The following is a 23,410-nucleotide window of genomic DNA, read 5'->3' on the forward strand; positions in this document are numbered from 1 at the left end:
GAATCTATGGTCGAGTTGGATAGTCGAGCAGCACGTCTCGAAGCCTATCCAGAATAGACCGAAACCCATTAAAATCAATGCTATCCGCATTTTTTGCAACTACGTCTCGCGCAAATGCCGCCTTCCCATAATGCTTCGAAGAGTCCTCATCCTGTCGAGAAAAAGTCTTCCCGTTGAGCGTCACTGCTTGCGTCGCGGCGTCAAAGAAATCTTCAATCATCGTTTGAGAATTTCCAGGGCCAAGTGGCGTTGGAACGACGTACAAATTCGAGAAGAGATGGATAAAAGGCCGAAGGCCTTTCGGCTTCTTTATCTTTAGCAAGCCCGAAATCGCCCCATATATGCTGTCTGCACCAAGATCGTTATCAATCAACAGGATCACCGGATGCATTGGTCGCGGGGCGCGAAACTTGTTGACCACGTCGGCATGATAGTTCTTAATAAGATGACACAAGCCTCCGACGCCTCCGCCAATGTCTGTGACAACGGCCGAGCGACGATCTGCATATTTATACAAGCGAACCTTTAATTCAGGCTTTCCACCAGTTATAGAGGCAGAGGCAAGTGTTGGGTAGTGACCCGCAAGTTGCAGGATTGCGTGCTTTATGTATGTGTTGTCAGTTTTTCCCTCGCATACAATCATGGGCTTGCTGAGGGCATAAAAACTGTCGAAGTAAATTACTCGGCGATAGAGCTGAAGTCTACCGGGCGCACCAAGAGGAACCAAACTGTTCGCTTCTTCGCGGCAAGAATTATATAAATCTATCTGATCGACGTAACTAAGCATTCCTCGCAACTCGCCAGCATGGCCATCTCTTCGTAGCTCTTGCGCTGCACCGTCTTTGTCGGTGAAGTGGATAGTGTGCTGGAATTTTCCCGTCTTAAAAAGGTTGTTCGCCATTGCGCGAGCGGCATAACGATACGTCGCGGGGACATTGACTTTTTTGTTTACAGTCAGTCCGGTCACTTCCTGACGAGAGTCTCTGTATTGGAGCCTAGTCTTTTTCTCATTCAATGAAAAGCCGCACTTCTGAACAATTTTCTGCAAGCCGCCCCCGGGAATCCACTTATGCGGGTCGCCTTCTTTTTGAACCGCTATGGCTGTGGGGAACTCAGGCTTATTGGTGCTGAATGTTAAGTCATCAGCATATCTAGTGTATGTGCAGCCCTGCCTCAATGCGAACTCAACGAGTCGCATGTCGAGAAGATGCCCAATCAGATTTGAGATAATTGGCGAGCAAGGACTTCCCTGCGGGAGCTTGTTTTCGCTGCAAGCGATCTGGGCAAGAATCGTTGCAACCGCTGGAAAAAGAGAAAAATTCTCGTCTTTAATGAAAAAACCTCGGACCCTCCCGAAGTTAATTGTCCCGAAGAAATCGGAAAGGTCTGCATTGAAGACAAAGCGCCGCGTAATGTGCTCTTCACCATTGCTAACGATGCTACGACCCTTTGTGAAGCCGTGCGAAACCTCACGCCTCACATAGTTCTTGTTCTTGACCGCGGTCGCATGTTTCGCTTTGAGCTCTAATGAGCAACCGAGAAGAATGGCAGCAAGCCTTTGCTGAATTAGTTTCAAGTGGGGGCACGGCGCCGATATTTCCCGAACGCCTCCCGTCTTCTTGCTGATTTCGAACTTCTTATATAGATCCGGTTTAGGCTGCTTGTACAAAATGTACGAAAGCATTCCCGCCTTCACATCAAGTAGCTTCGCCACACCATGAAGATCGGTGGCGCCCTTCAAGTTTGCAAGTGTCATTGTTATAAGGTGGACTCGCAGACACTCTTACGCGAACGCAGGGGACGCGCATTGCCGCAATACGGCGAGGATACCGAGGAGCATTTCCCGGGGACATTTCTTTCACATGCCATGAATCATGGCAAAAAATCTGTCTGCGAGTCCGGCGCTACTTTACCATTCTGCCGACGGTGATCGGCACTCTCGGGCTGCATCCGGCCCGAGACAAGGCGTCCGAAGCTCGCCGTTGGTTATCAGTTTCGGCGGCGGCTACGACTTCACGATGAATATGCTGCGGCCGGGTGGCGCGTTGCACTAGTGTCTGATGCCGCCGCGCTACCGGGCAGCAGGATGGCTTACCCCTTCATCCGGGGGGGCGCATGGGCGTGCACAAGGCGGTCACTTGCGAACGCCCGCGCTTGGCCGGCAGCGTCAGTTCGTGGATTTCGCCGACGGCTGACCTTGGTCAGCCCCTGACCAGGGCATCGACAGTCAGCTTCCTGGCGCGTCTTTGTGCCCACCCTTTCCGGCCATGACCCGCCGTTCGGCGCGAGGCTTCGAGCGATAGATCAAGACTGGACTCTGTCGCTCGTGATTGAGGGCTGAATGGCAACTGCCGCGGTAACCGGTCGTTCGATGTACGTGGCCTTTGAGTGACCTCTGCCTTGACTATGGGTCGTCAATACGGTCTTAAAGAGGGATAGTTGTGCCGCTACACATTGTTTTGTGTATCTTTCGTCATAAAATAATGTGCATCTTGATGGATGTAACGGCCGGATGACCTACGATGCTTTCCTCGCTGAGCTGGCCCTGGCTGGACTCACTGTGCGCGCATTTGCAGAACTCATAGGGATGAACAAGAACTCCGTGTCGAACTACGCCAGCGTTGGCAGGGTGCCCACCCATTTGGCAGTCATTGCCACACTGCTGTCGGAGTTAAAGGGGCGCAACATCGGCTTCGAAGACGTGCTGGCAAAGATCGACCGAACGCCCAAGAAGCCAAGGGGCGCGGCCAAGCCTGGCCGTTTCGGTGGCGACAGGCAAGAGCAGTTGGAGCTGCAATCGTGATCGAGCAGCCTGTGTTCACGTTGGACTGGCTGCATGCAAGCCTGGGCTGGAACCGCCCCGAGCAAATCGTACGACCGGACGGCGCAGGCGCCGCGAAGTTTGCGGCTCTGGTGCAAGAGAAAGTCGGCCGCGCTTTAACCGGGGAGGCAGCGGGCCAAGGGTGTCGCATTGGTGTGCTTGCCGAAGTTCCGAGCGCTGCGAGTACCGAGCCGCCCATCGCGGTCGTGGTGGAGTTCTCGCAACCAGCTTCGGATGACACGCTTAGTGAACTTCACCGGTTGGCCTGGAACTTCTCTCATTGTCCGGCCCTTATCACCGTCGAACCTAGCTTGGTGCGCGTATGGACATGCTGCGAGGCGCCTGTCTTCGGCCAGCGGTCCTCGGACCGGGTGGTCTACACAGTGACCGCAGACGAGCTTGCCGGATCGAAGACCCTGGCGCTCGAACGCGTTGCAGCGCAGTCCTTGCATTGGATCAATTTGGTGTCTGGGGTGTTTTTCTCTAAACACGCCGGGCGTTTCGACCGTGATGGACGCGCTGATCAGTTGCTGCTGGGGAACCTGAGGCACGTCAGGCACCTTCTCGCAGAAATCGGCTTGGACGACGAAGACGTCTGCCATGATCTGCTGGCACGCATCATATTTGTTCAGTTCCTGTTTGATCGAAAGGACGTGGACGGCAACCCCGCCCTAACAGCATCCAAACTCGCCCGGCTTCATGCGGAAGGCGTGTTGAGAAAGCTCCACGCAGGCTTCGACAGTATTCTTTCGAGCTACACAGACGCCTACGCGTTGTTCGATTGGCTCAATGAACGCTTCAATGGCGACCTCTTCCCCGGAAAGGGCGATACACCAGAAGCCCGCGCAAAAGGCTGGGCGGCGGAGAAGCGCATCGTTAACAAGAAGCATCTGTCCTTGTTGGCCGATTTCATTCGGGGCAATGTTGACATGCCGTCCGGCCAGCAGTGTCTATGGCCACAATACTCGTTCGACGTCATTCCGTTGGAGTTCATCAGCAGCATCTACGAGACGTTTGTCGATGAACGCGCGGCCGACGGCGGCGTGTTCTATACGCCACCGCATCTGGTCGATTTCGTGTTGGACAAGGTGCTACCGTGGGGCGGGCTGGACTGGGACCTCAAGGTGCTCGACCCCTCGTGCGGCTCGGGCATCTTTCTGGTCAAGGTCTTCCAGCGTCTGGTCCATCGCTGGAGACTGGCCAACCCAGGTCAACCGGTGCGCGCCGAACTGCTGCGGCGACTGCTGGAGCGCAACCTAATCGGCGTGGATATCGACCCGCATGCCGTGCGCGTTGCTTGTTTTAGCCTCTATCTGGCAATGTGCGACGAGATCGAGCCGCGCCACTACTGGACGCAGGTTGTTTTTCCGAGCATGCGAGACCGCAGGTTGCTATGCAGCGACTTCTTTGCGGAGCAGAACCCTGCCATCAGTACGCAGACCAGCGCACAGTGCTATGACCTCGTGGTTGGCAATGCACCATGGGGCGAGGATCTCGTGACTGAGCAGGCAAAAGCCTGGGCCCAGGCTGACCGGCGGAACTGGACCGTTGCGAACAAGGACATCGGGGGACTCTTCTTGGCCAAGGCGGCGCAGTTGTTAAAACCGACTGGGCGCGTGGCGATGATTCAGTCGGCAAGCGCCTTCTTGTTCAACACGAGTGTCAAGTCATGCGAGTTCCGTCAGCAGTTGTTTCAGTCGCACCGCGTTGAGGAGGTGGTGAACTTGGCAGCGCTTCGATTCGACGTGTTCAAACGCAAGTCACACACGACCAAGACGTCCGTTTCGCCTTCATGCATCGTAGTCCTGTCTCCCGGCCGACCGGCATGGAATGACCGGATCTCGTACGTCAGCCCTAAACGGCTTAAGCCTCTGACCGACGAGTTCACAATCATGATTGAACCCCAGGATTGCCGTACTTTATATGTTCATGAAGCCCTGAATGATTCGACGATCTGGACGGTACTCATGTGGGGCTCGCCTCGTGATCGCTCCCTGCTCAAGCGGCTGGTTGGATACCCCACCATTTCCAACCCTGGCGAGTCGATCAAGGTGCTGACGCGCCAAGGGTTCATCTATGGTGACCGGACTCGGCCTCAGCCTGACTTGGACGGACGCCCGCTGTTTGACCAGACCACGTTTCCGGACGGATCGCTGATGCACCTGGACACGGACCTGTTGGCTCCGACGCGCGATCTCCGCGTGCATTCCAAGGATTCCACCAACTTCGCAGCTTTCGAATGGCCCCAGCTTATTCTCAAGAAAGGTCTGCAGAAGGGGCGTGCCAGATTCCAGGCCCGCTTGGCTCAATCGAATAGCAAATCGGCGGCTGTATTCAGTGACAACTACGTGTCGATCCATGGTCCTCAATCCTTCCTTGACGCCGCCTGCCTCGCCGTGAACAGCCTGCTGGCCGTTTATTTCCTCAAGCTCACCAGCGGACGGATTGCCGCCTACCGTCCCGCGGCACTGACCAATGAACTGCTGGACATCCCGATCCCTCATCCACTGCCGCCTCAGATCAAAAAGGTCAAAAGCTATGAAGATATTGATGAGATCGTGTACCGCGCGTTCGCGCTGAAGGACGCGGAGCAGGTGCTGGTTGAGGATCTTTGCGAGTTGGCGCTCGCCGATTTTCAAGAGAAGAAGGGGCGAACTAAGGTCAAGAGTCAGCGTATGGAAGAGCGAGCCCCGTCAAATGCCCACCTCCGTGACTACTGCACTTACTTCATGCGTGTGCTCAGGGCGGGTTTTGGTGCCGACAAGGCAGTGAGTGCGACCATTTTCTGCACCCCGGACGACGACGCTTTGCCTTATCAGATGGTCTCTATTGAACTTGGCCGTTCATCCGTCCCCCCCGTCGAGTGGCGCAAGATGACCACCCCGGCACTTCTAGGCGAGTTGGAGCGACTGGATCTGCAGGACGGGAAAGACACTGGGGGCCGACTGGGGATCTATACCAAGCGCGTGGTGCGTCTCTACGACGCCGGCCATGGCGTTCCAATGATCATCATCGTCAAGCCCAACGTGCATCGCTACTGGACAAGGTCCACGGCCCTGAACGACGCGGATGAAGCCTCGGTGGATCTGTTTCGAATGCAGCATCAAGATGGCATGACGCGGACCATCCTATGACTATCTCCGCCGACCCGGCTTTTGTCGCCCTAGCAAAGGCGTGGATGCAGGCACCCGCAGACACGCTGCTGACCCTCGTCTGGACCGCTTACGATGACATGCGAGCGTCGCCGCCAACTATTGACACGCGCGATCTGGAACGCAGCATTACCCAGCGACTGGAAGCGCGCATCAACGATGCAATGTCGGGCGACGAACCCTTTCGAGTTCAGCATGGCGCATATGAGCACGAGACCATGGCGGCGCCGCCAGCGCAGCCGCCCCAGTACGACATTGCGTTTGTGCTGCGGTCGGATGAACGGTTGATGTGGCCCCTGGAGGCAAAGGTGCTGGAGACCGCTGGAAGAATTTCGGAGTACCTGGAGGACGTCAGGCAGCAGTTCCTTACCTGCCGATACTCGCCTTTCTCCGGCTCGGCAGCCATGCTTGGCTACTTGCTGAGCGGGGACTCGTCGGAAGCACTGGACGGCATCGGCAAGAAATTAGGGTGTACGTTGCACCAAGTGGGCGGCCCTTCGTTGATGCGGGCGCATCGGATGTCCCATCACGTTCGGTCGCCCCCCGTCGGTAAGCCTTATCCCCAAGACTTCACCTGCCACCATTTGATCCTGGAGTTCGTAGGGCTCAAGCGCCACAGTTGAGCATGTCCTCCTCCTCGTCGAGACTGCTCGTCAAGCATGCGTTGCTGACGCAATAGTGTGAGCGACTTTGGTATGAGTTGTGGCGACAGGGGTCAACCGGGAGCCCGTGCGAATGACCGGAAGATCGATGAGACGGTGGACTCGCTGTTGAGGGCTGAGTGACAGCAATCGCTGGCGGATTCAACCGGTCGATGCAACACACTAAAAGCTGCATGAGCAGAAGGAGTGTTGCAGATGAAGTATCGGACGCGAACCTACTACACGGACGCCCAGAAGGCATTGATGTGGGAGCGATGGAAGGAAGGCTGGACTCTTCACCAGATTGGCCATCTGTTTGATCGACCTCACACTTCGATCCACAACATCTTGTCAAAGACCGGTGGCATTCGACCGCCGCAGCGCAGGCGCAGCGCCACTGCGTTGACCCTGGCAGAGCGAGAAGAGATCTCTGGTGCGCTGATCGTTGGTCAATCGATGCGCTCGGTGGCCGCCCGACTTGGCAGGGCGCCGTCGACCATCAGCCGCGAGATTGGGCGCAACGCCGGGCAAGACAGCTATCGGGCAAGCGTCGCCGACGAAGCGGCTTGGAACCGAGCCCTACGGCCACAGCTATGCAAGCTGGTCAAGAATCGGGCGCTGGCTGGTGTCGTGGCGAACCTGCTTCGAATGCGGTGGTCGCCCAAGCAGATCGCCGGCTGGCTCACGCATGCTTATCCGAACGACCCGAACCTTCATGTGTCACACGAGACCATCTACCGCAGCCTGTTCATTCAAGCGCGTGGCGCGTTGAAGAAGGAGCTGCTTGAGCACCTCAGGCGCACGCGCGGCATGCGACGCTCTCGTTCCTACACGCAAAAGACGGCGATCCATGGGCAGATCGCGGATGCCGTGTCGATCAGCGAGCGCCCCGCATCTGTCGAAGATCGGGCGGTGCCTGTTCATTGGGAGGGAGACTTGGTGTTCGGCAGCGGCAACAGCCAGATCGCCACATTGGTCGAGCGACAGACGCGATACGTGATGTTGGTCAAGCTCGAAGGCAAGGACTCGCAGTCGGTCGTCAACGCGCTGATCAAGAACGCGCGCAAGCTGCCGCAGGAGCTCTACAAGTCATTGACTTGGGATCGAGGCACGGAGATGCACGGTCACAAGCGATTCACGATGGCCACCGACATCCAAGTCTGCTTCTGTGATCCCCAAAGCCCGTGGCAACGCGGCAGTAACGAGAACACCAATGGGCTGCCCAGGCAATACCTGCCGAAGGGCATCGACATCTCGGGCTACTCACAGCTCCAACTCAACGCGATAGCGCGACAATTGAACGAGAGGCCGCGCAAGACGCTCGGCTTCCACACACCCGCCGAGATGTTCAACGAATGTGTTGCATCGACCGGTTGAATCCGCCCTGCAAAGCAGCCCCTAGCTGTGAAGTGTCATGAGATTCTTTCGGGACAACGAGAGACGGGAGATAGGTGGCACAAGATCGATACCGTGGTGAGGCCTGTGTCAGTTGTAGAAAGCGTCCAGACCAGCAAGGCCTACGGAATTGCCACGCGCTTAAGATCAATGGCCTGTACAGGGCCGAGTAGATCCACCGTCGCGCACCGTGGAAGACCAAGGAATCAGTGGAATTGGCCACCCTGGAATAGGTGTCCTGGTTTAACCCCCACAGACTGCTGGAGCCCATTGGATACATCCCGCCTCCATGAGCTGAGGCAAATTACTATTGGCAACTTGCCAATCAGCCCTCCACCGTGGCGGCCTGATTTAAATCAAAAAGCCTCCACGAACCCGGTGCGGTTCAGGTTTCAAGAAGCTAGTGAGTCCACAACGCGCCGAATTTTTTTGCGTAGGCTGAACACACTGCCATCCCGATCAGACATCATTCTTGTTGCCAACCAAGACAGTGGTCCAAACATGCCCAAGATTAACGCCATTGGAGCGCCAATTAGGATGCGCAACCATGTCCTGTATGTTACACGCATACTTTCCTCTGGTCGACGCAAGTGCATGACAAACAACGCGAGAATTCCTAGGGCCCAGAGTAATACCCCAAAGGCCACCCATGAAATTTTCAATTTTGCATAAACTATAAGGATTGGAACGATTGCATAAAATGCCCCAACCAAGAAAAAAGTAAAGACCAGATAGAACTGTCCAAAGTTCATGACAGGGCCCCACCGTTCTTTGACACGCCAATTGGGCAATATACGGTACTTTCCTCGATCAAGCTCCTGCAATAATTGCTTGCGTAATTCAGGAATATTCTCATTCGTGGTGGCAATGGGGTCATTAACGAAACGCCATAATGCCATCGTAGTCTGATGCGATTTCTTAAATGGAGCCCGTGGCGGTAGATCAGATCGACCAAGAGTAGACTGATAGCCCCGCCAGAAATGCCAGATCACATTCAAGGCTTGTGAATCGATCTAGGTCTGTGCGATCTAGGTCTGTGCGTAGTGCAGCAATAGCCCCTCGCCATCGAAATGCGGACGGTGATGGAATGTCATCACGCAAGGACACAATAGGTAATCTACTTGTCAACACATCGCCACGCGTCTGCTCCATCAGCATGTCCATGGCACGCAATGGCGCCGTCCAGCCAGATTGCCAAATTAGGGGCGCGAGCGGTGCTGAGGCGTCGATGCAAAGACGCTCAGCCGAGGTATCCATCAACTCGCGGAGGCCTTGATTGTCAAGAATTCCTCCGTCGGCAAGCTGGTGTTTTTTCCATCTAAGCGGTTCAAATGCGCCAGGAATCCCGGTCGACGCGCTGAGCGCCTTCGCTATGCCTATGTCCTCCGTCGGGAGGTAGATTGCATCAGCTGAGCGCATTTGCCCTCGATCATTGAAGACCAGCATTGCTCGTTTCCCGCTGGTGTAGTCGCTGGTAGCCAGTCGCCACTCCGGCAATACACAAGCAGCAAGCTGTGACAGTCCATTGTCAAGATCATCCCGTAAAAGCTTTTTGTACTGGCGTGCCATGGCTGAACCAAAGCCGGCCTCCCCGTGAACGATTACCCTAGTCAGTGCTCTGACGGAGCCAAATGCACGTGAGCGCGGACAAGCATACGCCCAGTGCCACAGTCGCTCAAATGCTCGGAGCGAGCAGGCCTGCAGATCTTCAGGCGTTAACCTTGGTGATCGCTGCGCAGCCTTTGACCATTCAGCCAAGAAGATGGCTGTCCAGATACTGTCGACAACTGATTCACTCGCTGTAGCCGGCCATCACCGGCCAAGCCGTGCAACGCGCCCAGATGGAAGAAGGCAGCCCGTAGACCGCCGCCGGAAAGACTGACATGCATGGGCTGGTTGGAAATCAACAATGAACACTTCTTCTCTAGTTCCCGGCTGTGTGAGCCATGGGTGGGGCGACCAATTCAGTCATGCACTTGAAATGCTCAGGGTCGCATTCGCGGATTAGAGCAAGGATTTCTTGAAGTACTGCTGCCGTGCCGAAATCTGTCCCAGCGACTCGCGTCTGGTCTAGCAGGATTTCGACCCGTCCGTCTGTCAACCGTTACCGTCGCTCAATATGTCGAAAGAGGTTCGATAGCGAAGTTTTACCTGAGCCATTCCAACCGTGAATAACGTTGAATCGAGCAAAGTCGGGGAGTTCTGTAGGCCAACTGAAATTCCGAAATATTCGGTAATCGCTGGCCCTATGCATCCTGCTGATCTGCATGCTTCTTCCTTTGCTCGGCGTGGTGCCAAAATCTTTCTTTGTTCGCCATACACCCCTTCATCATTCGATGACCCATCGCTCAAGACTGGCTCTTATGGCAGTGCTCACAATTTCCGTATGCTTATCGATGCGGCGGCTTAACTTTTCGATGTGCTCCACGGTTAATTGCTTGTTCTTGCCTTCATTCAAGCGCCGCGCGATTTGGTTCAGATTCCGGCCGACCGCCAAAAGCTGATAGTTCGATTCACCCAACGCTTCTATTTCGCTCATGCCAAACTGCGCTTCGCGAGTGAGCCCCGCTCTGCAGGCGTCAACTATCCACCGTCGCGCGGAACAACGCTCTACGTTCGCGCGCTCGCGGATAGCTCGCTTTTCAGATGCGGTCAGCAGGATTTCAAAACGCTCTTTCGGCTCGCTGGCCGGCGCTTCGTGTGTCTGCTGGTAAGTCTTAGGCTCGGGACTTTTGCCTGCCTTCTCAAGCTGCGCCTTTATAGCTTCCTTGATGGCTGCGCCCGGCGACATCCCCAGGGCCGCGCAATAGTCGGTCCAGCGGGCTTTCAAGTCCGCCCCTAGGTGGACGTTCATTGCACGGCTTGGCTTGTCCAAATTGCCTCCCGATAAGGTTTTAACAGTGCGAGGGGGTGTTTCAAAATGGCGCTGTGCGCACAGTGTACCGGCGGTTAACCTATCCTGCAGTAGTCCACAATGCCCCTCATTTTTTGGTCATGACCAAGCGGTATTCGTTCTTCCAGAGAACGGTAGGCCTGAACACACCAGAAGCACTCGGCCGGTTTTGTCACGTCAAACCGCCTCTCAACAGGCTGGACCGTCGCCAGTTCCGACCCACTTTCGCATGCGAAAGTGGGTCGGCCTTTTTGAGCAACCGTCCGGCGCCGCTGGTCCCGGCTTGGTCAGGCACGGCCTGGTCGAGCTACCGGGCTGCTGCCCTGCGTTTCTGAAAAGAGGGCACATTACATAGGCGCCGTGACGCTCCAATGATGTGCATGACCTTTGACGCAACAACCCTGGCTGTTCTGGCTTTGGCCCTGGTTCCTGTTCTTCTAAAGAACAAGTTGGGCGGCCTGATGCTCGTGCTGATGCGGCTCGTTGTTTAGCTTAAAACCCCAGAGAAGGTCGCGTGCCGAGCTGCTGCGGCGCGCCTAGTGGCCTAGTGCGCGCGACCCTTGGCGTTGCGCATGGCTTCGGGGAACCTGTCGCAACTCAAGACAGTTTCAGCGGATCCAAGAACTCGGCAAGGTCGATCTCGCCATTGATAAAACGGCGCGTTCTTGCTTCCTCTTCCTCGGGCAGTTTGAATCCTTCAATGTTAGTGCCGATCCAAAACTGACCAGCTAAACCGTAAAGTGCCGATCCAAAATTGACCGGGGTGTTCCACTGACCTGCTGAAACTTTCAGCAGGGATTCAAGGTGATCACCATGGACATGATTGGCAAGGTCAGGCGCATGAAGTTGCGCGACCAACTCTCCCTTAGCGAGATCGCGAAGCGCACCGGGCTCTCGCGCAACACGGTCAAGAAGTGGCTCAAGGCACCCGGCGAGGCCGTGCCTAAGTACGAACGCGCCAGCGTCGAGGGCAAGCTCACCGCCTTCGAGGCCACCCTGCACCAGGCCCTCACGACCGACAGCCATCGGCCCAAGCAAGGCCGGCGCAGCGGCCGCGCCCTGTTCGCCCAGATCCAGGCCCAGGGTTACCGCGGTGGCTACAGCGCCGTCACCGACTACATCCGCCGCTGGCGGGTCGAATCGGCATCCAGTCCGACCAAGGCCTTCGTGCCGCTGAGTTTCGAGTTGGGCGAGGCTTTCCAGTTCGACTGGAGCGACGAGGCCATGGTCGTCGGCGGGTGTTCTACAACGTCCAGGTGGCGCACCTGAAGCTGTGCGCCAGCCGGGCCTTCTGGCTGGTGGCCTACCCGAGCCAGGGCCATGAGATGCTGTTCGATGCCCACACCCGGTCCTTCCAGGCGCTGGGCGGCGTGACCCGGCGCGGCATCTACGACAACATGCGCACCGCCGTGGACAAGGTGCAGCGCGGCAAGCAGCGCATCGTCAACGCCCGCTTCGCCGCCATGTGCAGCCACTACCTGTTCGACCCCGACTTCTGCAACGTCGCCTCGGGCTGGGAGAAAGGCGTGGTCGAGAAGAACGTGCAGGACAGCCGGCGGCGCATCTGGATCGAAGCCGGCACCCGGCGCTTCGGCTCCTTCATCGAGCTCAACGCCTGGCTGGGTGAGCGTTGCCGTTCGGTGTGGGCCGACACCGCCCACCCGATCCACCGGCAGTTCACGGTCGCCGAGATGTGGGAGTTGGAGAAAGGCCACCTGATGTCCATGCCGGCTCCGTTCGACGGCTACGTCGAGCGGCTGGCCCGGGTCAGCAGCACCTGCCTGGTGGCGGCCGCCCGCAACCGCTACTCCGTGCCCTGTGAATGGGCCGGCCACATCGTCAGCACCCGGGTCTATCCCGGGCGCATCGACGTGGCCACGGCCGACGCCGTGGTCGCCAGCCATGCCCGTCTGCCCGGCAGCGGCCAGACCAGCTACGACTGGCAGCATTACATCGAACTGGTGCAGCGCAAGCCCGGCGCCTTGCGCAACGGCACGCCGTTCCTGGACCTGCCGGCACCGCTGCTGCGCTTGCGCCAGTCGCTGCTCCGCCATCCGGGTGGCGACAAGGCCATGGCCCAGGTGCTGGCCGTGGTGCCACAGGCCGGGCTCGAAGCGGTGCTGGTGGCGGTCGAGCTGGTGCTCGAGGGCATGGCACCGAGCGGCAGCATCAGCGTCGAGCATGTGCGCAACGTGCTGGCGCGGTTGAACAACCCTGTCACCCCGGCGCAGGCCGAGACCTCGCTGCGGCTCAGCCAGGTGCCGGTGGCCGACACAGCACGCTACGACCGGCTGCGACCGACCCATCTGGATCGCGTGGACGGACAGGAGGTCGGCCATGCGTGACACCACCAACGATGTGCAGGCACAGTTGAAAGCACTGCGGCTGAACGGCATGGCCGCGGCCTGGGCCGATCTGACCGAGCAAGGGGGTGACAGCACCTTGGCCGCATCCCGCTGGCTGGTGGAACACCTGCTGCAGGCCGAGGACGCCGACCGGGCCATGCGCTCGATTGCCCACCAGATGAAGTCGGCCCGCTTCCCCATGCACCGCGATCTGGCCGGGTTCGACTTCGCCGTCTCGCAGGTCGACCAGCGGTTGATCCAGAAGCTGGCCGACCTGTCGTTCACCCAGGATGCACAGAACGTGGTGCTGGTCGGCGGGCCGGGCACCGGCAAGACCCATCTGGCCACGGCGCTGGGCATCTCGGGCTTGACCCGGCACGGCAAGCGGGTGCGCTTCTACTCCACGGTCGACCTGGTCAATGCGCTGGAGCAGGAGAAGACCCAGGGCCGGGCTGGGCGCATGGCCATGAGCCTGGTGCGCATGGACCTGGTGGTGCTCGATGAATTGGGCTACCTGCCGTTCAGCCAGGCCGGTGGTGCGCTGCTGTTCCATCTGCTGTCCAAGCTCTACGAACACACCAGCGTAATGATCACCACCAACCTGACGTTTGCAGAGTGGTCCAGTGTGTTCGGCGACGCCAAGATGACCACGGCCTTGCTCGACCGGCTGACCCACCACTGCCACATCATCGAGACGGGCAACGAGTCCTACCGGTTCCGGCACAGCACGCACGAAGCCAAGGGACGGATCAAAACGAGGGAGCAGAGCCGGAAGGTGGCGGCTGGCCAGTCCGTCGAGAACGCGGAGGGGGCCTCGCCTGACGGCTCGGAAACAGACCAAACCAATGCAAGAAAAGGAGGCCCAACCGAGGCAGACAGCCTATAGTTATTCACAGCCGGCCTCCACGGAGGCCGCTCTAGCCCCTGGTCAAAATTCAATTGGCACTGGTGGTCAAGATTGGATCGGCTCTAACACCCAGTATCTGGAGCGATCTTCAGAAGTCTCTAACGTGTTGAAAACGCTAGAGAATTTTGAATGGTGCCCGGGGCCGGAATCGAACCGGCACACCTTTCGGTGGGGGATTTTGAGTCCCCTGCGTCTACCAATTTCACCACCCGGGCCGGCAGAAACAAGAGTCGAATTATGGCACAGTGCGGGTATGAACTACCCAACGATCGAAGATGCCATCGGCAAGACGCCGCTGGTGGCCTTGCAGCGTATCGGTGCTGCAGAAAACAACGTGCGTGGCAATGTGGTGCTGGGAAAACTCGAAGGCAACAACCCGGCGGGTTCGGTGAAGGACCGGCCGGCGCTGTCGATGATCAAGCGTGCGGAAGAACGCGGCGAGATCAAGCCGGGCGACACCTTGATCGAGGCCACTTCGGGGAACACCGGCATTGCGCTGGCGATGGCGGCGGCGGTCAAGGGGTACCGCATGGTGCTGATCATGCCGGAGGACCTGTCGATCGAACGTGCGCAGACCATGAAGGCCTTTGGTGCCGAACTGATCCTCACGCCCAAGAGCGGCGGCATGGAATACGCGCGTGACCTGTCCGAGCAGATGCAGCGCGAGGGCAAGGGCCGCGTGCTCGACCAGTTCGCCAACCAGGACAATCCGCGCATCCACTACGAGACCACCGGTCCCGAGATCTGGGAGCAGACGGGCGGGCGCATCACGCACTTCGTGAGCGCCATGGGCACCACGGGCACCATCACCGGGGTGTCGCGCTTCCTCAAGGAAAAGAACCCCGAGGTGCGCATCGTCGGCGCCCAGCCGAGCGAGGGCTCGCGCATTCCCGGCATCCGCAAGTGGCCGCAGGAATACCTGCCGAAGATCTACGATCCTTCGCGGGTGGACGAACTGGTCTATGTGGGCCAGGACGATGCCGAGGAAATGTGCCGTCGCCTGGCACGCGAAGAGGGCATCTTCGGCGGCATCTCGGCCGCGGGTGCCTGCTGGGTGGCGCAGGAGATCGCCAAGCGCGAAAGCCATGCGACGATCGTGTTCGTGGTGTGCGATCGCGGCGACCGTTATCTGTCCACTGGCGTGTTCCCAGCCTGATTTTTCGAAGGAATCTCAATGCAAGTGAACCAAGAGCTCGATACGCGCGGATTGAACTGCCCGCTGCCCATTCTCAAGGCCAAGAAGGCCCTGACGGGGATGCAGAGCGGCGAATTGCTGCGCGTGGTATCCACCGACGCGGGTTCGATGCGCGACTTCCAGGCCTTCGCGAAGCAGACCGGCAACGAACTGGTCGATCAGCAGACGGCGGGTGCGGACTACATCCACGTGTTGCGCCGCCGCTGAGTTTCCGTGCGTCAACGAAAAAGCCGCGCACAGGGCGCGGCTTCGAGGTCGCAGAACCCTTTCAGTTCAGCGACTGGGACTTCAGGTACTCACGGAAGCCGGCGCCGACTTCCGGGTGCTGCAGCGCCAGCGACACGGTGGCTTCCAGGAAGCCGTGCTTGCTGCCGCAGTCGAAGCGCTTGCCCTCGTATTCGTAGGCGTGCACGATTTCGGTCTTGAGCAAGCCGGCGATGCCGTCGGTCAACTGGATTTCACCGCCCGCGCCGCGCGGCTGCTTGCGGATCTGCTCGAACACACCGGGCGTGAGCACATAACGGCCGGCCACGCCCATGCGCGAAGGCGATTCTTCGGGCGAAGGTTTTTCCACCATGTGGCTGACGCGGGTGAGCCGGCCGTCTTCCAGACCCGGCACGACTTCGCCGGCCACGATGCCGTAGCGGCGCACTTGGTCCAGCGGCACTTCCTGCACGGCCAGCAGCGAGGTGCCCCAGCGCGAGAATGCGGCCGTCATCTGCGCCAGCACGGGTTGGCCGCCCGGTGGGCCGATCATCAGGTCGTCGGCGAGCAGCACGGCGAAGGGCTCGTGGCCCACCAGATGCTCGGCGCAGAGCACCGCATGGCCCAAGCCCAGCGAACGCGGCTGGCGCACGAAGGAGCAGTCCATGTCGTCGGGATGCACCGAACGCACCAACGCCAGCAGTTCCTTCTTGTTGGCGGCCTCGAGTTCGGCCTCGAGTTCGTAGGCGGTGTCGAAGTGGTCTTCGATCGCACGTTTGTTGCGTCCAGTCACAAAAATCATGTGGCGGATGCCGGCGGCGTAGGCTTCTTCCACGGCGTACTGGATCAGTGGCTTGTCCACGATCGGCAACATTTCCTTGGGTTGCGCCTTGGTGGCCGGCAGGAACCGGGTGCCGAGTCCGGCCACCGGGAAAACAGCCTTCTTGACGATTTTGTGAGAGTTGGGCATGTGCACTGAGGGGGAGTTGGAAAAAACGATCGGGTTTACCCGGGCTGCACAATCCTAGCGCACGATCCGGGTGCCGTCCATCAGCCTAGTCTTACGAGTTGGGCCTCGATGCGGGCCAGCGTTGCGGTGAAATCCGCCACGCGTTGGCGTTCCTGGGTGATGACGGCCGGCGGCGCCTTGGCGACGAAGGCTTCGTTGCCGAGCTTGCCGTTCGCCTTGGCGATCTCGGCCTGCAGCTTGCCCACCTCCTTGCCCAGGCGCGCCTTCTCGGCGGCCACGTCGATTTCCATGTGCAGGCAGATGCGCGCTTCACCACTGACCACCGTCGGGGCGGCCTGCGCCGCGGCTTGCCAGGCGGCTTCGTCGTCGAAGATCTTGACCTCGCTGAGCTTGGCCAGCGCCTTCAGGGCCGGGGCGACCTGCGCCATGAATTCCGCGTCGCCGAACGCGTACAGCGGCAGCCGCGTGGCGGGGGATACGTTCATCTCGCCGCGCAGGTTGCGGCAGGCGTCGACCATCTGCTTGAGCTTGGCCACGTGGGCGATGGCGGCCTCGTCGATCTTGGCCGGCTGCGCCTGCGGATAGGGCGCAATGCTCACCGATTCACCGGTAATGCCTGCGACGGGTGCGACCTTCTGCCACAGTTCCTCGGTCATGAACGGGATCAGCGGATGCGCCAGCCGCAGGATGGCCTCCAGCGTACGGATCAGCGTGCGGCGCGTGGCGCGCTGCTGCGCTTCCGAGCCGTTCTGAATCTGCACCTTGGCGATTTCGAGATACCAGTCGCAGAACTCGTTCCAGACGAAGTCGTAGACCGCACCCGCCACGTTGTCGAGCCGGTATTCGGCGAAGCCCTTGGCCACGTCCGCTTCCACCTTTTGCAGGATGGAGCTGATCCAGCGGTCGGCCTGGCTGAACTGCATGTAGCCGTGGAACGGCCCGCCGGGCTGGCATTCGGCTTTGGTGTGTTCCTTCAGGCCGCAGTCCTGGCCTTCGCAGTTCATCAGCACGAAACGCGTGGCGTTCCACAGCTTGTTGCAGAAGTTGCGGTAGCCCTCGCAGCGCTTGCTGTCGAAGTTGATGCTCCGGCCAAGCGTGGCGAGCGACGCGAAGGTGAAACGCAGCGCATCGGCGCCGAAGGCCGGAATGCCTTCGGGGAATTCCTTTTCGGTGTTCTTGCGCACGGTGGGCGCGGTCTCGGGCTTGCGCAGGCCGGTGGTGCGCTTGTCGAGCAGGGGCGCGAGCGCGATGCCGTCGATCAGGTCGACCGGGTCGAGCACGTTGCCTTCGCTCTTGCTCATCTTCTTGCCCTGCGCGTCGCGCACCAGGCCGTGGATGTAGACGTGTTTGAACGGCACCTGGCCGGTGAAATGCGTGGTCATCATGATCATCCGGGCGACCCAGAAGAAGATGATGTCGTAGCCCGTTACGAGCACGGAGGAGGGCAGGTAGAGGTCGTAATCGCTCAAATTCCGCTCGCCCTGAGCTTGTCGAAGGGTTGCAGATGGCGCAGGCACTTCGACAGGCTCAGTGCGAACGGCGGGGGCGACGGCCGCGTCCGGCCAGCCCATGGTGCTGAAAGGGACCAGCGCCGACGAATACCAGGTGTCGAGCACGTCCTCGTCGCGCTTGAGCGTCTTGCCGGGTGCCTGGGCCTGCGCTTCGGCCTCGTCGCGTGCCACGTAGACCTTCCCATCCTCGTCGTACCAGGCCGGGATCTGATGGCCCCACCACAACTGGCGGCTGATACACCAGTCCTGGATGTTGTTCATCCACTGGTTGTAGGTGTTGACCCAGTTCTCGGGCACGAACTGCACCTGGCCGCTGCTCACGGCCTCGATGGCCTTCGTGGCGATGGATTTGCCGGTCGGGTCCTGTTCGCTCACCTTCGTCATCGCGACGAACCATTGGTCCGTCAACATCGGCTCGACCACCTGGCCGGTGCGGGCACAGATCGGCAGCATCAGCTTGTGCGGCTTGCTTTCGATGAGGAAACCCTGGGCTTCCAAGTCGCGCAGCACGGCCTTGCGCGCGTCGAAGCGGTCCATGCCCTGGTAGGCGGCCGGGCCGTTCTCGTTGATCTTCGCGTCGAGCGTGAAGATCGTGATCAGCGGGATGTTGTGGCGCTGGGCGCAGGCGTAGTCGTTGAAATCGTGCGCACCGGTGATCTTCACGCAGCCCGAGCCGAAGGCGCGGTCCACGAAGTCGTCGGCGATGATCGGAATGCGCCGGTCGCACAAGGGCAGATCAACCAGTTTGCCGAGCAGGTGCCGGTAACGCTCGTCTTCCGGGTGCACGGCCAGCGCGCCGTCGGCGAGCATGGTCTCGGGCCGCGTGGTGGCAATCGTCATGCCGCGCTGCATCACCCCATCGATGAGCTGCGGCCCGTCGGCGAACGGATAGGTGATGTAGTGCATCTTCCCATCGGATTCGACGCTTTCCACCTCCAGGTCGCTCACCGCGCTCTGCAGCACCGGGTCCCAGTTGACCAGGCGCTTGCCACGGTAGATCAGCCCCTGCTGGTAGAGCCGCACGAAGGTCTCGGTCACCGTCTTGGACAGCTTCGGGTCCATGGTGAAGTATTCGCGGCCCCAGTCCACGCTGTCGCCCATGCGGCGCATCTGTGTGGTGATGGTGTTGCCGCTCTGCTCCTTCCACTCCCACACCTTGGCGACGAAGTTCTTGCGGCCCAGGTCGTGCCGGCTGATCTTCTGTTCCTGCAGCTGGCGTTCCACCACGATCTGCGTGGCGATGCCGGCGTGGTCGGTGCCGGGCACCCACACGGTGTTGAAGCCGCGCATGCGGTGGTAGCGGGTCAGGCTGTCCATGATGGTCTGGTTGAACGCATGGCCCATGTGCAGCGTGCCGGTCACGTTCGGCGGCGGCAGCTGGATGGCGAACGACGGCTCGCCAGCCTGCGGCGCCCGCGTGCCGCGGTAGCCCGCCGCCGCGTAGCCGCGCCGCTCCCATTCCGGGCCCCAGTGGGCCTCGATGGCGGCGGGCTCGAAGGATTTGGACAGGCTGTCTAAGCCGGGCTGCTGAAGTGTGTCGCTCATGGATGACCCAGGGAAATGAAAAACGGCATCCCGTTTGGATGCCGTTGGGAGATGGATGACAGGATGGGTGGATTTTAATCGCTGTCCAGCGGCCGTGGCCGGCGTTCACCTAAGATAGCCCGCTTCCCTCGGACTTCCGCGTTACCTCCCTCCGCTCCATGCTGTTTTTGCTGTCCCCCGCCAAATCGCTCGATTTCGACACCCCGACCGGCGAGCTGCCGCACACCCAGCCGCAGTTCGTTGCGCAATCGACCGAACTGATCGCTTTGCTGAAGGCGCAGTCGCCTCGCCAGATCGCCGAACTCATGCACCTGAGCGATGCGCTGGCCGAGCTCAACGTGGCGCGGTATCAGGCCTGGCGCCCGCGTTTCACCGCGCACAATTCGAAGCAGGCGGTGCTGGCCTTCAATGGCGACGTCTACGGTGGGCTCGACGCGGGCAGCCTGGGCGCGGAAGACCTGGCCTGGGCGCAGGACCACCTGTGCATCTTGAGCGGCCTGTACGGCGTGCTGCGCCCGCTCGACCGCATGCAACCCTACCGACTGGAGATGGGCACGCGGCTGGCCGGCGGACATGGCGCCACGCTCTACAAGTTCTGGGGTGCACGCATCGCCGAGCACCTGAACAAGCGGCTGCGCAGCGACAGCACGCCGGTGGTGGTGAACCTGGCCTCGCAGGAATATTTCAAGGCAGTGGACCTCGATGTCCTCAAGGCGCGCGTGGTCGAATGCGTTTTCGAGGAGTGGAAGAATGGCCGGTACAAGATCATCAGCTTCATGGCCAAGCGCGCGCGCGGCCTGATGGCGCGCTACGCCACGACGCAGCGGCTCAGCCTGCCGCGGCAGCTCGAAGGCTTCGACCTGGAAGGTTATGCGTTTGCCGCCGCGGCCTCCGAGCCCGACCGGCTGGTCTTCCGCCGCAAGACCGCGGACTGACCTCGGCCAGATCACGACAGCACCGCAACAGGAGGCTCCAGCCATGACCCAGAGCACTTCCCCGCAGAACATCACACCGCAGCTCCGCCAGTGGATCATCGACCAGGCCGAAGCCGGCCATGGGGCCGACATCATCCTGCAGTCGATGCGCGACGCCGGCTGGCACGAGGAAACGGCGATGGACGCGATGGAGACCACGCTCAGCGAACACCTCGGCCCGCGCGCCGTGCAGGCTGCCCTGCAGGCGGCGCAGCAGGGTCGGCCCGGGGAAGCGGTGCCGGTGCCGGAGCCACTCCCGTCGAACGGCCGGTCCTTCATCGATGCCGGCGACCGGCGGGTGCAGGTCCTATGCAGCATGCGCCAGCCGCGCCTCGTGGTATTGGGCAACCTGCTCAGCGCCGAGGAATGCGAGGAACTGATTGCGACCGCGGAGCCGCGCCTGCAACGCTCGCTGACGGTGGCCGTGCAGACCGGCGGGCAGGAGGTCAACGTCGACCGCACCAGCGACGGCATGTTCTTCAACCGGGGCGAAACCCCGCTGATCCAGCGCATCGAGGCGCGTATCGCGCGACTCCTGAACTGGCCGGAGGTCAATGGCGAAGGCCTTCAGGTGCTGCACTACCGGCCAGGCGCGGAATACAAGCCGCACTACGACTATTTCGATGTTGGCGCCGCCGGCACGCCCACCATCCTCAAGCGCGGCGGCCAGCGCGTCGCCACATTGGTGATGTACCTGAACGAGCCGGAGCGGGGCGGCGGAACCACGTTCCCCGACGTCCATTTCGAGGTCGCGCCGCAGCGCGGCAACGCCGTGTTCTTCAGCTACGACCGGCCCGATCCTTCGACGCGCAGCCTGCACGGCGGCGCCCCCGTCCTGGCCGGCGAGAAGTGGATCGCCACCAAGTGGCTGCGCGAGCGTGAGTTCGTATGAACATGAGCCCCGTTCGTGCTGAGCCTGTCGAAGCACCCGATCATCCTGAGCTTGTCGAAGGGGCTGAGCCTGTCGAAGCACCTGGTTTCTTCGCCAACGCCGGTTCATCACGCGTCCCGATCGCATGCAAGTAAAAGCCAACGGCATCTCCCTCGAGGTCGAGGACACCGGCGCGCCCGGCCGCCCCGTGGTCCTGCTGATCATGGGCCTGGGCATGCAGCTCACCGGCTGGCCGCCGGCCCTGGTGCGGGCCCTCGTGGATGCCGGCTACCGCGTGGTGCGGCTCGACAACCGCGACATCGGCCTGAGCCAGCATTTCGACCAGCTCGGCACACCCAATGTGTTGTGGACCGCGACCAAGCTGCGTTTCGGCCTGCCCGTGCGCCCGCCCTACAGCCTGCGCGACATGGCGCTCGACGCCGTCGGCGCACTCGATGCGTTGGGCATCCGCAAGGCCCACGTGGTCGGCGCCAGCATGGGCGGCATGATCGCGCAACGCGTGGCGTTGGCCGCGCCGGACCGCGTCGCCAGCCTCACCAGCATCATGAGTTCGAGCGGCGCGCGCCATCTGCCGCCGCCGAAGCCCGAGGTCTTGCGCCTGATGATGCGCCGCCCGGTCGACCAGAGCCGGCCAGGCCTGATCGACCACGCGGTGAGGCTCTTCCAGGCGATCGGCAGCCCCGGTTTTCCCACGCCCGAGGCCGAACTCCGCGCGCGCGTGGCCGAATCCATGGACCGCAGCTTCCACCCGGCCGGCACCGTGCGCCAGATGGTGGCCGTGGGGGCCGATGTCACGCGTGCGCTCGAACTCATCAACCTGCGCGCCCCCACGCTGGTGCTGCACGGCCGGGCCGACCCCCTGGTGCCGTATGCCTGCGGGGAGGACACGGCGCGCCGCATCCAGGGCGCGCGGCTGGTCGGCATCGACGGCATGGGCCATGACCTGCCACCCGGCGTCGTCGAACGGCTGTTGGTCGAACTGCAGCCCCACCTCGCAACACACACCTAGCTTGAACCGACCATGAACACCCCCGAACAATCCCAGCTCGGCAAGACATCCGCCTACATCGACCAGTACGACGCCTCGCTGCTATTCCCGATACCGCGCGCTGGCAAACGGGCGGAGATCGGCCTGGGCGCGGACGCGAGCACGGGCCAGCAGCCGGTGCCGTTCTTCGGCGCCGACCTGTGGACGGCGTTCGAACTGAGCTGGCTCAACCCGCGCGGCAAGCCCCAGGTGGCGCTGGCCCACATCACCGTGCCCTGCGAGACGCCCAACATCGTCGAGAGCAAGTCGTTCAAGCTGTATCTGAACAGCTTCAACAACACGCGCTTCGCCGATGCCCAGGCCGTGCGCGACCGCATCCGCGCCGACATCAGCGAGGCTGTCTGGCGCGGCAGCGAAACGCCCTCCACGGTCGGCGTGAAACTGCTCCTGCCCGATGCCTTCGACCGCGAGCCAGTGCACGAGATCGACGGCCTGAGCCTGGACCGGCTCGATCTCGAGTGCACGCACTACACGCCAGCGCCGGAACTGCTCACCGCGACTTTCGACGAGGCCCCGGTCACCGAGGTCCTGACCAGCAACCTGCTCAAGAGCAACTGCCTGGTCACCGGTCAGCCCGACTGGGGCAGCGTGCAGATCAGCTACAGCGGGCCGCAGATCGACCAGGCGGGGCTGCTGCGCTTTATCGTGAGCTTTCGCAACCACAACGAGTTCCACGAGCAGTGTGTCGAGCGCATCTTCATGGAGATCTGGCGCCGCTGCCGGCCCATCAAGCTCACGGTGTATGCGCGCTACACGCGGCGCGGCGGGCTGGACATCAACCCCTTTCGCACCAGCCATCCGGCCGCGCTGCCGGCCAACATCCGCATGGCAAGGCAATAGGCGGCCGCCATTTGCGGATTCGTCGTCGAGGGGCTTGACCTTCCCATGGGGGCAAGGCCGAAGATGCCGGCCATGTA

At 60.7% G+C, this 23,410-nt stretch carries 19 protein-coding genes, 1 tRNA gene and 2 pseudogenes; 13 read left to right on the forward strand and 9 right to left on the reverse strand.

What is annotated here, in order from left to right; translation table 11 throughout:
* Window positions 1-4 precede the first annotated feature (4 nt).
* The gene (locus RD110_RS07445) at window positions 5-1,756 is read right to left on the reverse strand and encodes a retron Ec67 family RNA-directed DNA polymerase/endonuclease (RefSeq protein WP_076198153.1); all 1,752 of its coding nucleotides are present in this window, start codon (window positions 1,754-1,756) and stop codon (window positions 5-7) included.
* 756 nt (window positions 1,757-2,512) lie between these two features.
* On the opposite strand from RD110_RS07445, the gene RD110_RS07450 reads away from it, so the two are divergent.
* From RD110_RS07450 to RD110_RS27440, 5 genes and pseudogenes are all read left to right on the forward strand, one after another.
* Complete coding sequence (locus tag RD110_RS07450; RefSeq protein ID WP_076198154.1) at window positions 2,513-2,803, forward strand: DNA-binding protein; 291 nt, start codon at window positions 2,513-2,515, stop codon at window positions 2,801-2,803.
* Window positions 2,800-5,955, forward strand: coding sequence for an HsdM family class I SAM-dependent methyltransferase (locus RD110_RS07455; RefSeq protein WP_204250039.1), 3,156 nt, complete (start codon window positions 2,800-2,802; stop codon window positions 5,953-5,955). Before RD110_RS07450 ends, RD110_RS07455 begins: the two co-directional genes overlap by 4 nt.
* Complete coding sequence (locus RD110_RS07460; protein ID WP_076198155.1) at window positions 5,952-6,596, forward strand: hypothetical protein; 645 nt, start codon at window positions 5,952-5,954, stop codon at window positions 6,594-6,596. The genes RD110_RS07455 and RD110_RS07460 overlap by 4 nt, the downstream gene beginning before the upstream one ends.
* A gap of 234 nt (window positions 6,597-6,830) precedes the next feature.
* Window positions 6,831-7,991: an IS30 family transposase gene (locus RD110_RS07465; protein WP_076198156.1), complete on the forward strand. Its 1,161-nt coding sequence runs from the start codon at window positions 6,831-6,833 to the stop codon at window positions 7,989-7,991.
* A 146-nt stretch (window positions 7,992-8,137) separates the two neighbouring features.
* Window positions 8,138-8,302 (forward strand): annotated as a pseudogene (locus tag RD110_RS27440) (IS3 family transposase); the annotation flags it as partial.
* Window positions 8,303-8,401: 99 nt separating this feature from the next.
* Here the strand turns inward: RD110_RS27440 and RD110_RS27770 are convergent.
* From RD110_RS27770 to RD110_RS27780, 5 genes are all read right to left on the reverse strand, one after another.
* Window positions 8,402-8,908, reverse strand: a complete 507-nt coding sequence (locus RD110_RS27770; protein WP_157900074.1) for a hypothetical protein — start codon at window positions 8,906-8,908, stop codon at window positions 8,402-8,404.
* A gap of 43 nt (window positions 8,909-8,951) precedes the next feature.
* Window positions 8,952-9,767, reverse strand: coding sequence for a patatin-like phospholipase family protein (locus tag RD110_RS07470; RefSeq protein WP_338053087.1), 816 nt, complete (start codon window positions 9,765-9,767; stop codon window positions 8,952-8,954).
* Window positions 9,768-10,113: 346 nt separating this feature from the next.
* Complete coding sequence (locus tag RD110_RS27775) at window positions 10,114-10,278, reverse strand: AAA family ATPase (RefSeq protein WP_157900075.1); 165 nt, start codon at window positions 10,276-10,278, stop codon at window positions 10,114-10,116.
* A gap of 60 nt (window positions 10,279-10,338) precedes the next feature.
* Complete coding sequence (locus RD110_RS07480) at window positions 10,339-10,863, reverse strand: plasmid mobilization relaxosome protein MobC (protein ID WP_076198158.1); 525 nt, start codon at window positions 10,861-10,863, stop codon at window positions 10,339-10,341.
* A gap of 636 nt (window positions 10,864-11,499) precedes the next feature.
* Window positions 11,500-11,760 carry an antitoxin VbhA family protein gene (locus RD110_RS27780; RefSeq protein WP_157900076.1) on the reverse strand — a complete coding sequence of 87 codons (261 nt, stop codon included), beginning with the start codon at window positions 11,758-11,760 and terminating at the stop codon, window positions 11,500-11,502.
* Between RD110_RS27780 and istA the strand changes: the two are divergent.
* Together istA and istB are read left to right on the forward strand one after the other, a co-directional pair.
* Window positions 11,716-13,247 (forward strand): annotated as a pseudogene (gene istA, locus RD110_RS07485) (IS21 family transposase). The gene RD110_RS27780 and the pseudogene istA overlap by 45 nt on opposite strands.
* The gene (gene istB, locus RD110_RS07490) at window positions 13,240-14,133 is read left to right on the forward strand and encodes an IS21-like element helper ATPase IstB (RefSeq protein WP_076198159.1); all 894 of its coding nucleotides are present in this window, start codon (window positions 13,240-13,242) and stop codon (window positions 14,131-14,133) included. The pseudogene istA and the gene istB overlap by 8 nt, the downstream one beginning before the upstream one ends.
* A 151-nt stretch (window positions 14,134-14,284) precedes the next feature.
* On the opposite strand, the gene RD110_RS07495 is transcribed toward istB, so the two are convergent.
* Window positions 14,285-14,369, reverse strand: a tRNA-Leu gene (locus tag RD110_RS07495).
* Window positions 14,370-14,407: 38 nt separating this feature from the next.
* Between RD110_RS07495 and cysM the strand changes: the two genes are divergently transcribed.
* Entirely contained in the window at window positions 14,408-15,310 is a 903-nt protein-coding gene (gene cysM / locus RD110_RS07500; RefSeq protein ID WP_076198160.1) for a cysteine synthase CysM, read from the forward strand.
* Window positions 15,311-15,328: 18 nt separating this feature from the next.
* Window positions 15,329-15,556, forward strand: a complete 228-nt coding sequence (locus RD110_RS07505) for a sulfurtransferase TusA family protein (protein WP_076198161.1) — start codon at window positions 15,329-15,331, stop codon at window positions 15,554-15,556.
* A 61-nt stretch (window positions 15,557-15,617) separates the two neighbouring features.
* On the opposite strand, the gene galU is transcribed toward RD110_RS07505, so the two are convergent.
* Both galU and RD110_RS07515 read right to left on the reverse strand, forming a co-directional pair.
* On the reverse strand, window positions 15,618-16,523 hold the full coding sequence (gene galU, locus RD110_RS07510; RefSeq protein ID WP_076198163.1) for a UTP--glucose-1-phosphate uridylyltransferase GalU: 906 nt from the start codon (window positions 16,521-16,523) through the stop codon (window positions 15,618-15,620).
* 80 nt (window positions 16,524-16,603) lie between these two features.
* A complete protein-coding gene (locus tag RD110_RS07515; RefSeq protein WP_076198165.1) occupies window positions 16,604-19,579 on the reverse strand; it encodes a valine--tRNA ligase in 2,976 nt (991 codons plus the stop codon).
* A gap of 158 nt (window positions 19,580-19,737) precedes the next feature.
* On the opposite strand from RD110_RS07515, the gene yaaA reads away from it, so the two are divergent.
* The 4 genes from yaaA to queF all read left to right on the forward strand — a co-directional run bounded on the left by yaaA (window position 19,738) and on the right by queF (window position 23,333).
* The gene (gene yaaA, locus RD110_RS07520) at window positions 19,738-20,514 is read left to right on the forward strand and encodes a peroxide stress protein YaaA (protein WP_076198167.1); all 777 of its coding nucleotides are present in this window, start codon (window positions 19,738-19,740) and stop codon (window positions 20,512-20,514) included.
* A gap of 43 nt (window positions 20,515-20,557) precedes the next feature.
* Window positions 20,558-21,445 carry a 2OG-Fe(II) oxygenase gene (locus tag RD110_RS07525; RefSeq protein WP_076198169.1) on the forward strand — a complete coding sequence of 296 codons (888 nt, stop codon included), beginning with the start codon at window positions 20,558-20,560 and terminating at the stop codon, window positions 21,443-21,445.
* A gap of 124 nt (window positions 21,446-21,569) precedes the next feature.
* Window positions 21,570-22,454, forward strand: coding sequence for an alpha/beta fold hydrolase (locus RD110_RS07530; RefSeq protein ID WP_076198171.1), 885 nt, complete (start codon window positions 21,570-21,572; stop codon window positions 22,452-22,454).
* Window positions 22,455-22,466: 12 nt separating this feature from the next.
* The gene (gene queF / locus RD110_RS07535) at window positions 22,467-23,333 is read left to right on the forward strand and encodes an NADPH-dependent 7-cyano-7-deazaguanine reductase QueF (protein WP_076198173.1); all 867 of its coding nucleotides are present in this window, start codon (window positions 22,467-22,469) and stop codon (window positions 23,331-23,333) included.
* Window positions 23,334-23,410 lie beyond the last annotated feature (77 nt).

It is taken from the genome of Rhodoferax koreense (genome assembly GCF_001955695.1).
GTDB classification, from domain to species: Bacteria; Pseudomonadota; Gammaproteobacteria; order Burkholderiales; family Burkholderiaceae_C; genus Rhodoferax_B; species Rhodoferax_B koreensis.

Bases quoted from the DNA above. Each gene is read 5' to 3' on its own strand.
- RD110_RS07445 (WP_076198153.1), bottom strand. From the start codon at position 1,756: ATGACACTTGCAAACTTGAAGGGCGCCACCGATCTTCATGGTGTGGCG.
- RD110_RS07450 (WP_076198154.1), top strand. From the start codon at position 2,513: ATGACCTACGATGCTTTCCTCGCTGAGCTGGCCCTGGCTGGACTCACT.
- RD110_RS07460 (WP_076198155.1), top strand. From the start codon at position 5,952: ATGACTATCTCCGCCGACCCGGCTTTTGTCGCCCTAGCAAAGGCGTGG.
- RD110_RS07465 (WP_076198156.1), top strand. From the start codon at position 6,831: ATGAAGTATCGGACGCGAACCTACTACACGGACGCCCAGAAGGCATTG.
- RD110_RS27770 (WP_157900074.1), bottom strand. From the start codon at position 8,908: ATGGCATTATGGCGTTTCGTTAATGACCCCATTGCCACCACGAATGAG.
- RD110_RS27775 (WP_157900075.1), bottom strand. From the start codon at position 10,278: ATGCAGATCAGCAGGATGCATAGGGCCAGCGATTACCGAATATTTCGG.
- RD110_RS07480 (WP_076198158.1), bottom strand. From the start codon at position 10,863: ATGAACGTCCACCTAGGGGCGGACTTGAAAGCCCGCTGGACCGACTAT.
- istB (WP_076198159.1), top strand. From the start codon at position 13,240: ATGCGTGACACCACCAACGATGTGCAGGCACAGTTGAAAGCACTGCGG.
- cysM (WP_076198160.1), top strand. From the start codon at position 14,408: ATGAACTACCCAACGATCGAAGATGCCATCGGCAAGACGCCGCTGGTG.
- RD110_RS07505 (WP_076198161.1), top strand. From the start codon at position 15,329: ATGCAAGTGAACCAAGAGCTCGATACGCGCGGATTGAACTGCCCGCTG.
- galU (WP_076198163.1), bottom strand. From the start codon at position 16,523: ATGCCCAACTCTCACAAAATCGTCAAGAAGGCTGTTTTCCCGGTGGCC.
- RD110_RS07515 (WP_076198165.1), bottom strand. From the start codon at position 19,579: ATGAGCGACACACTTCAGCAGCCCGGCTTAGACAGCCTGTCCAAATCC.
- yaaA (WP_076198167.1), top strand. From the start codon at position 19,738: ATGCTGTTTTTGCTGTCCCCCGCCAAATCGCTCGATTTCGACACCCCG.
- RD110_RS07525 (WP_076198169.1), top strand. From the start codon at position 20,558: ATGACCCAGAGCACTTCCCCGCAGAACATCACACCGCAGCTCCGCCAG.
- RD110_RS07530 (WP_076198171.1), top strand. From the start codon at position 21,570: ATGCAAGTAAAAGCCAACGGCATCTCCCTCGAGGTCGAGGACACCGGC.
- queF (WP_076198173.1), top strand. From the start codon at position 22,467: ATGAACACCCCCGAACAATCCCAGCTCGGCAAGACATCCGCCTACATC.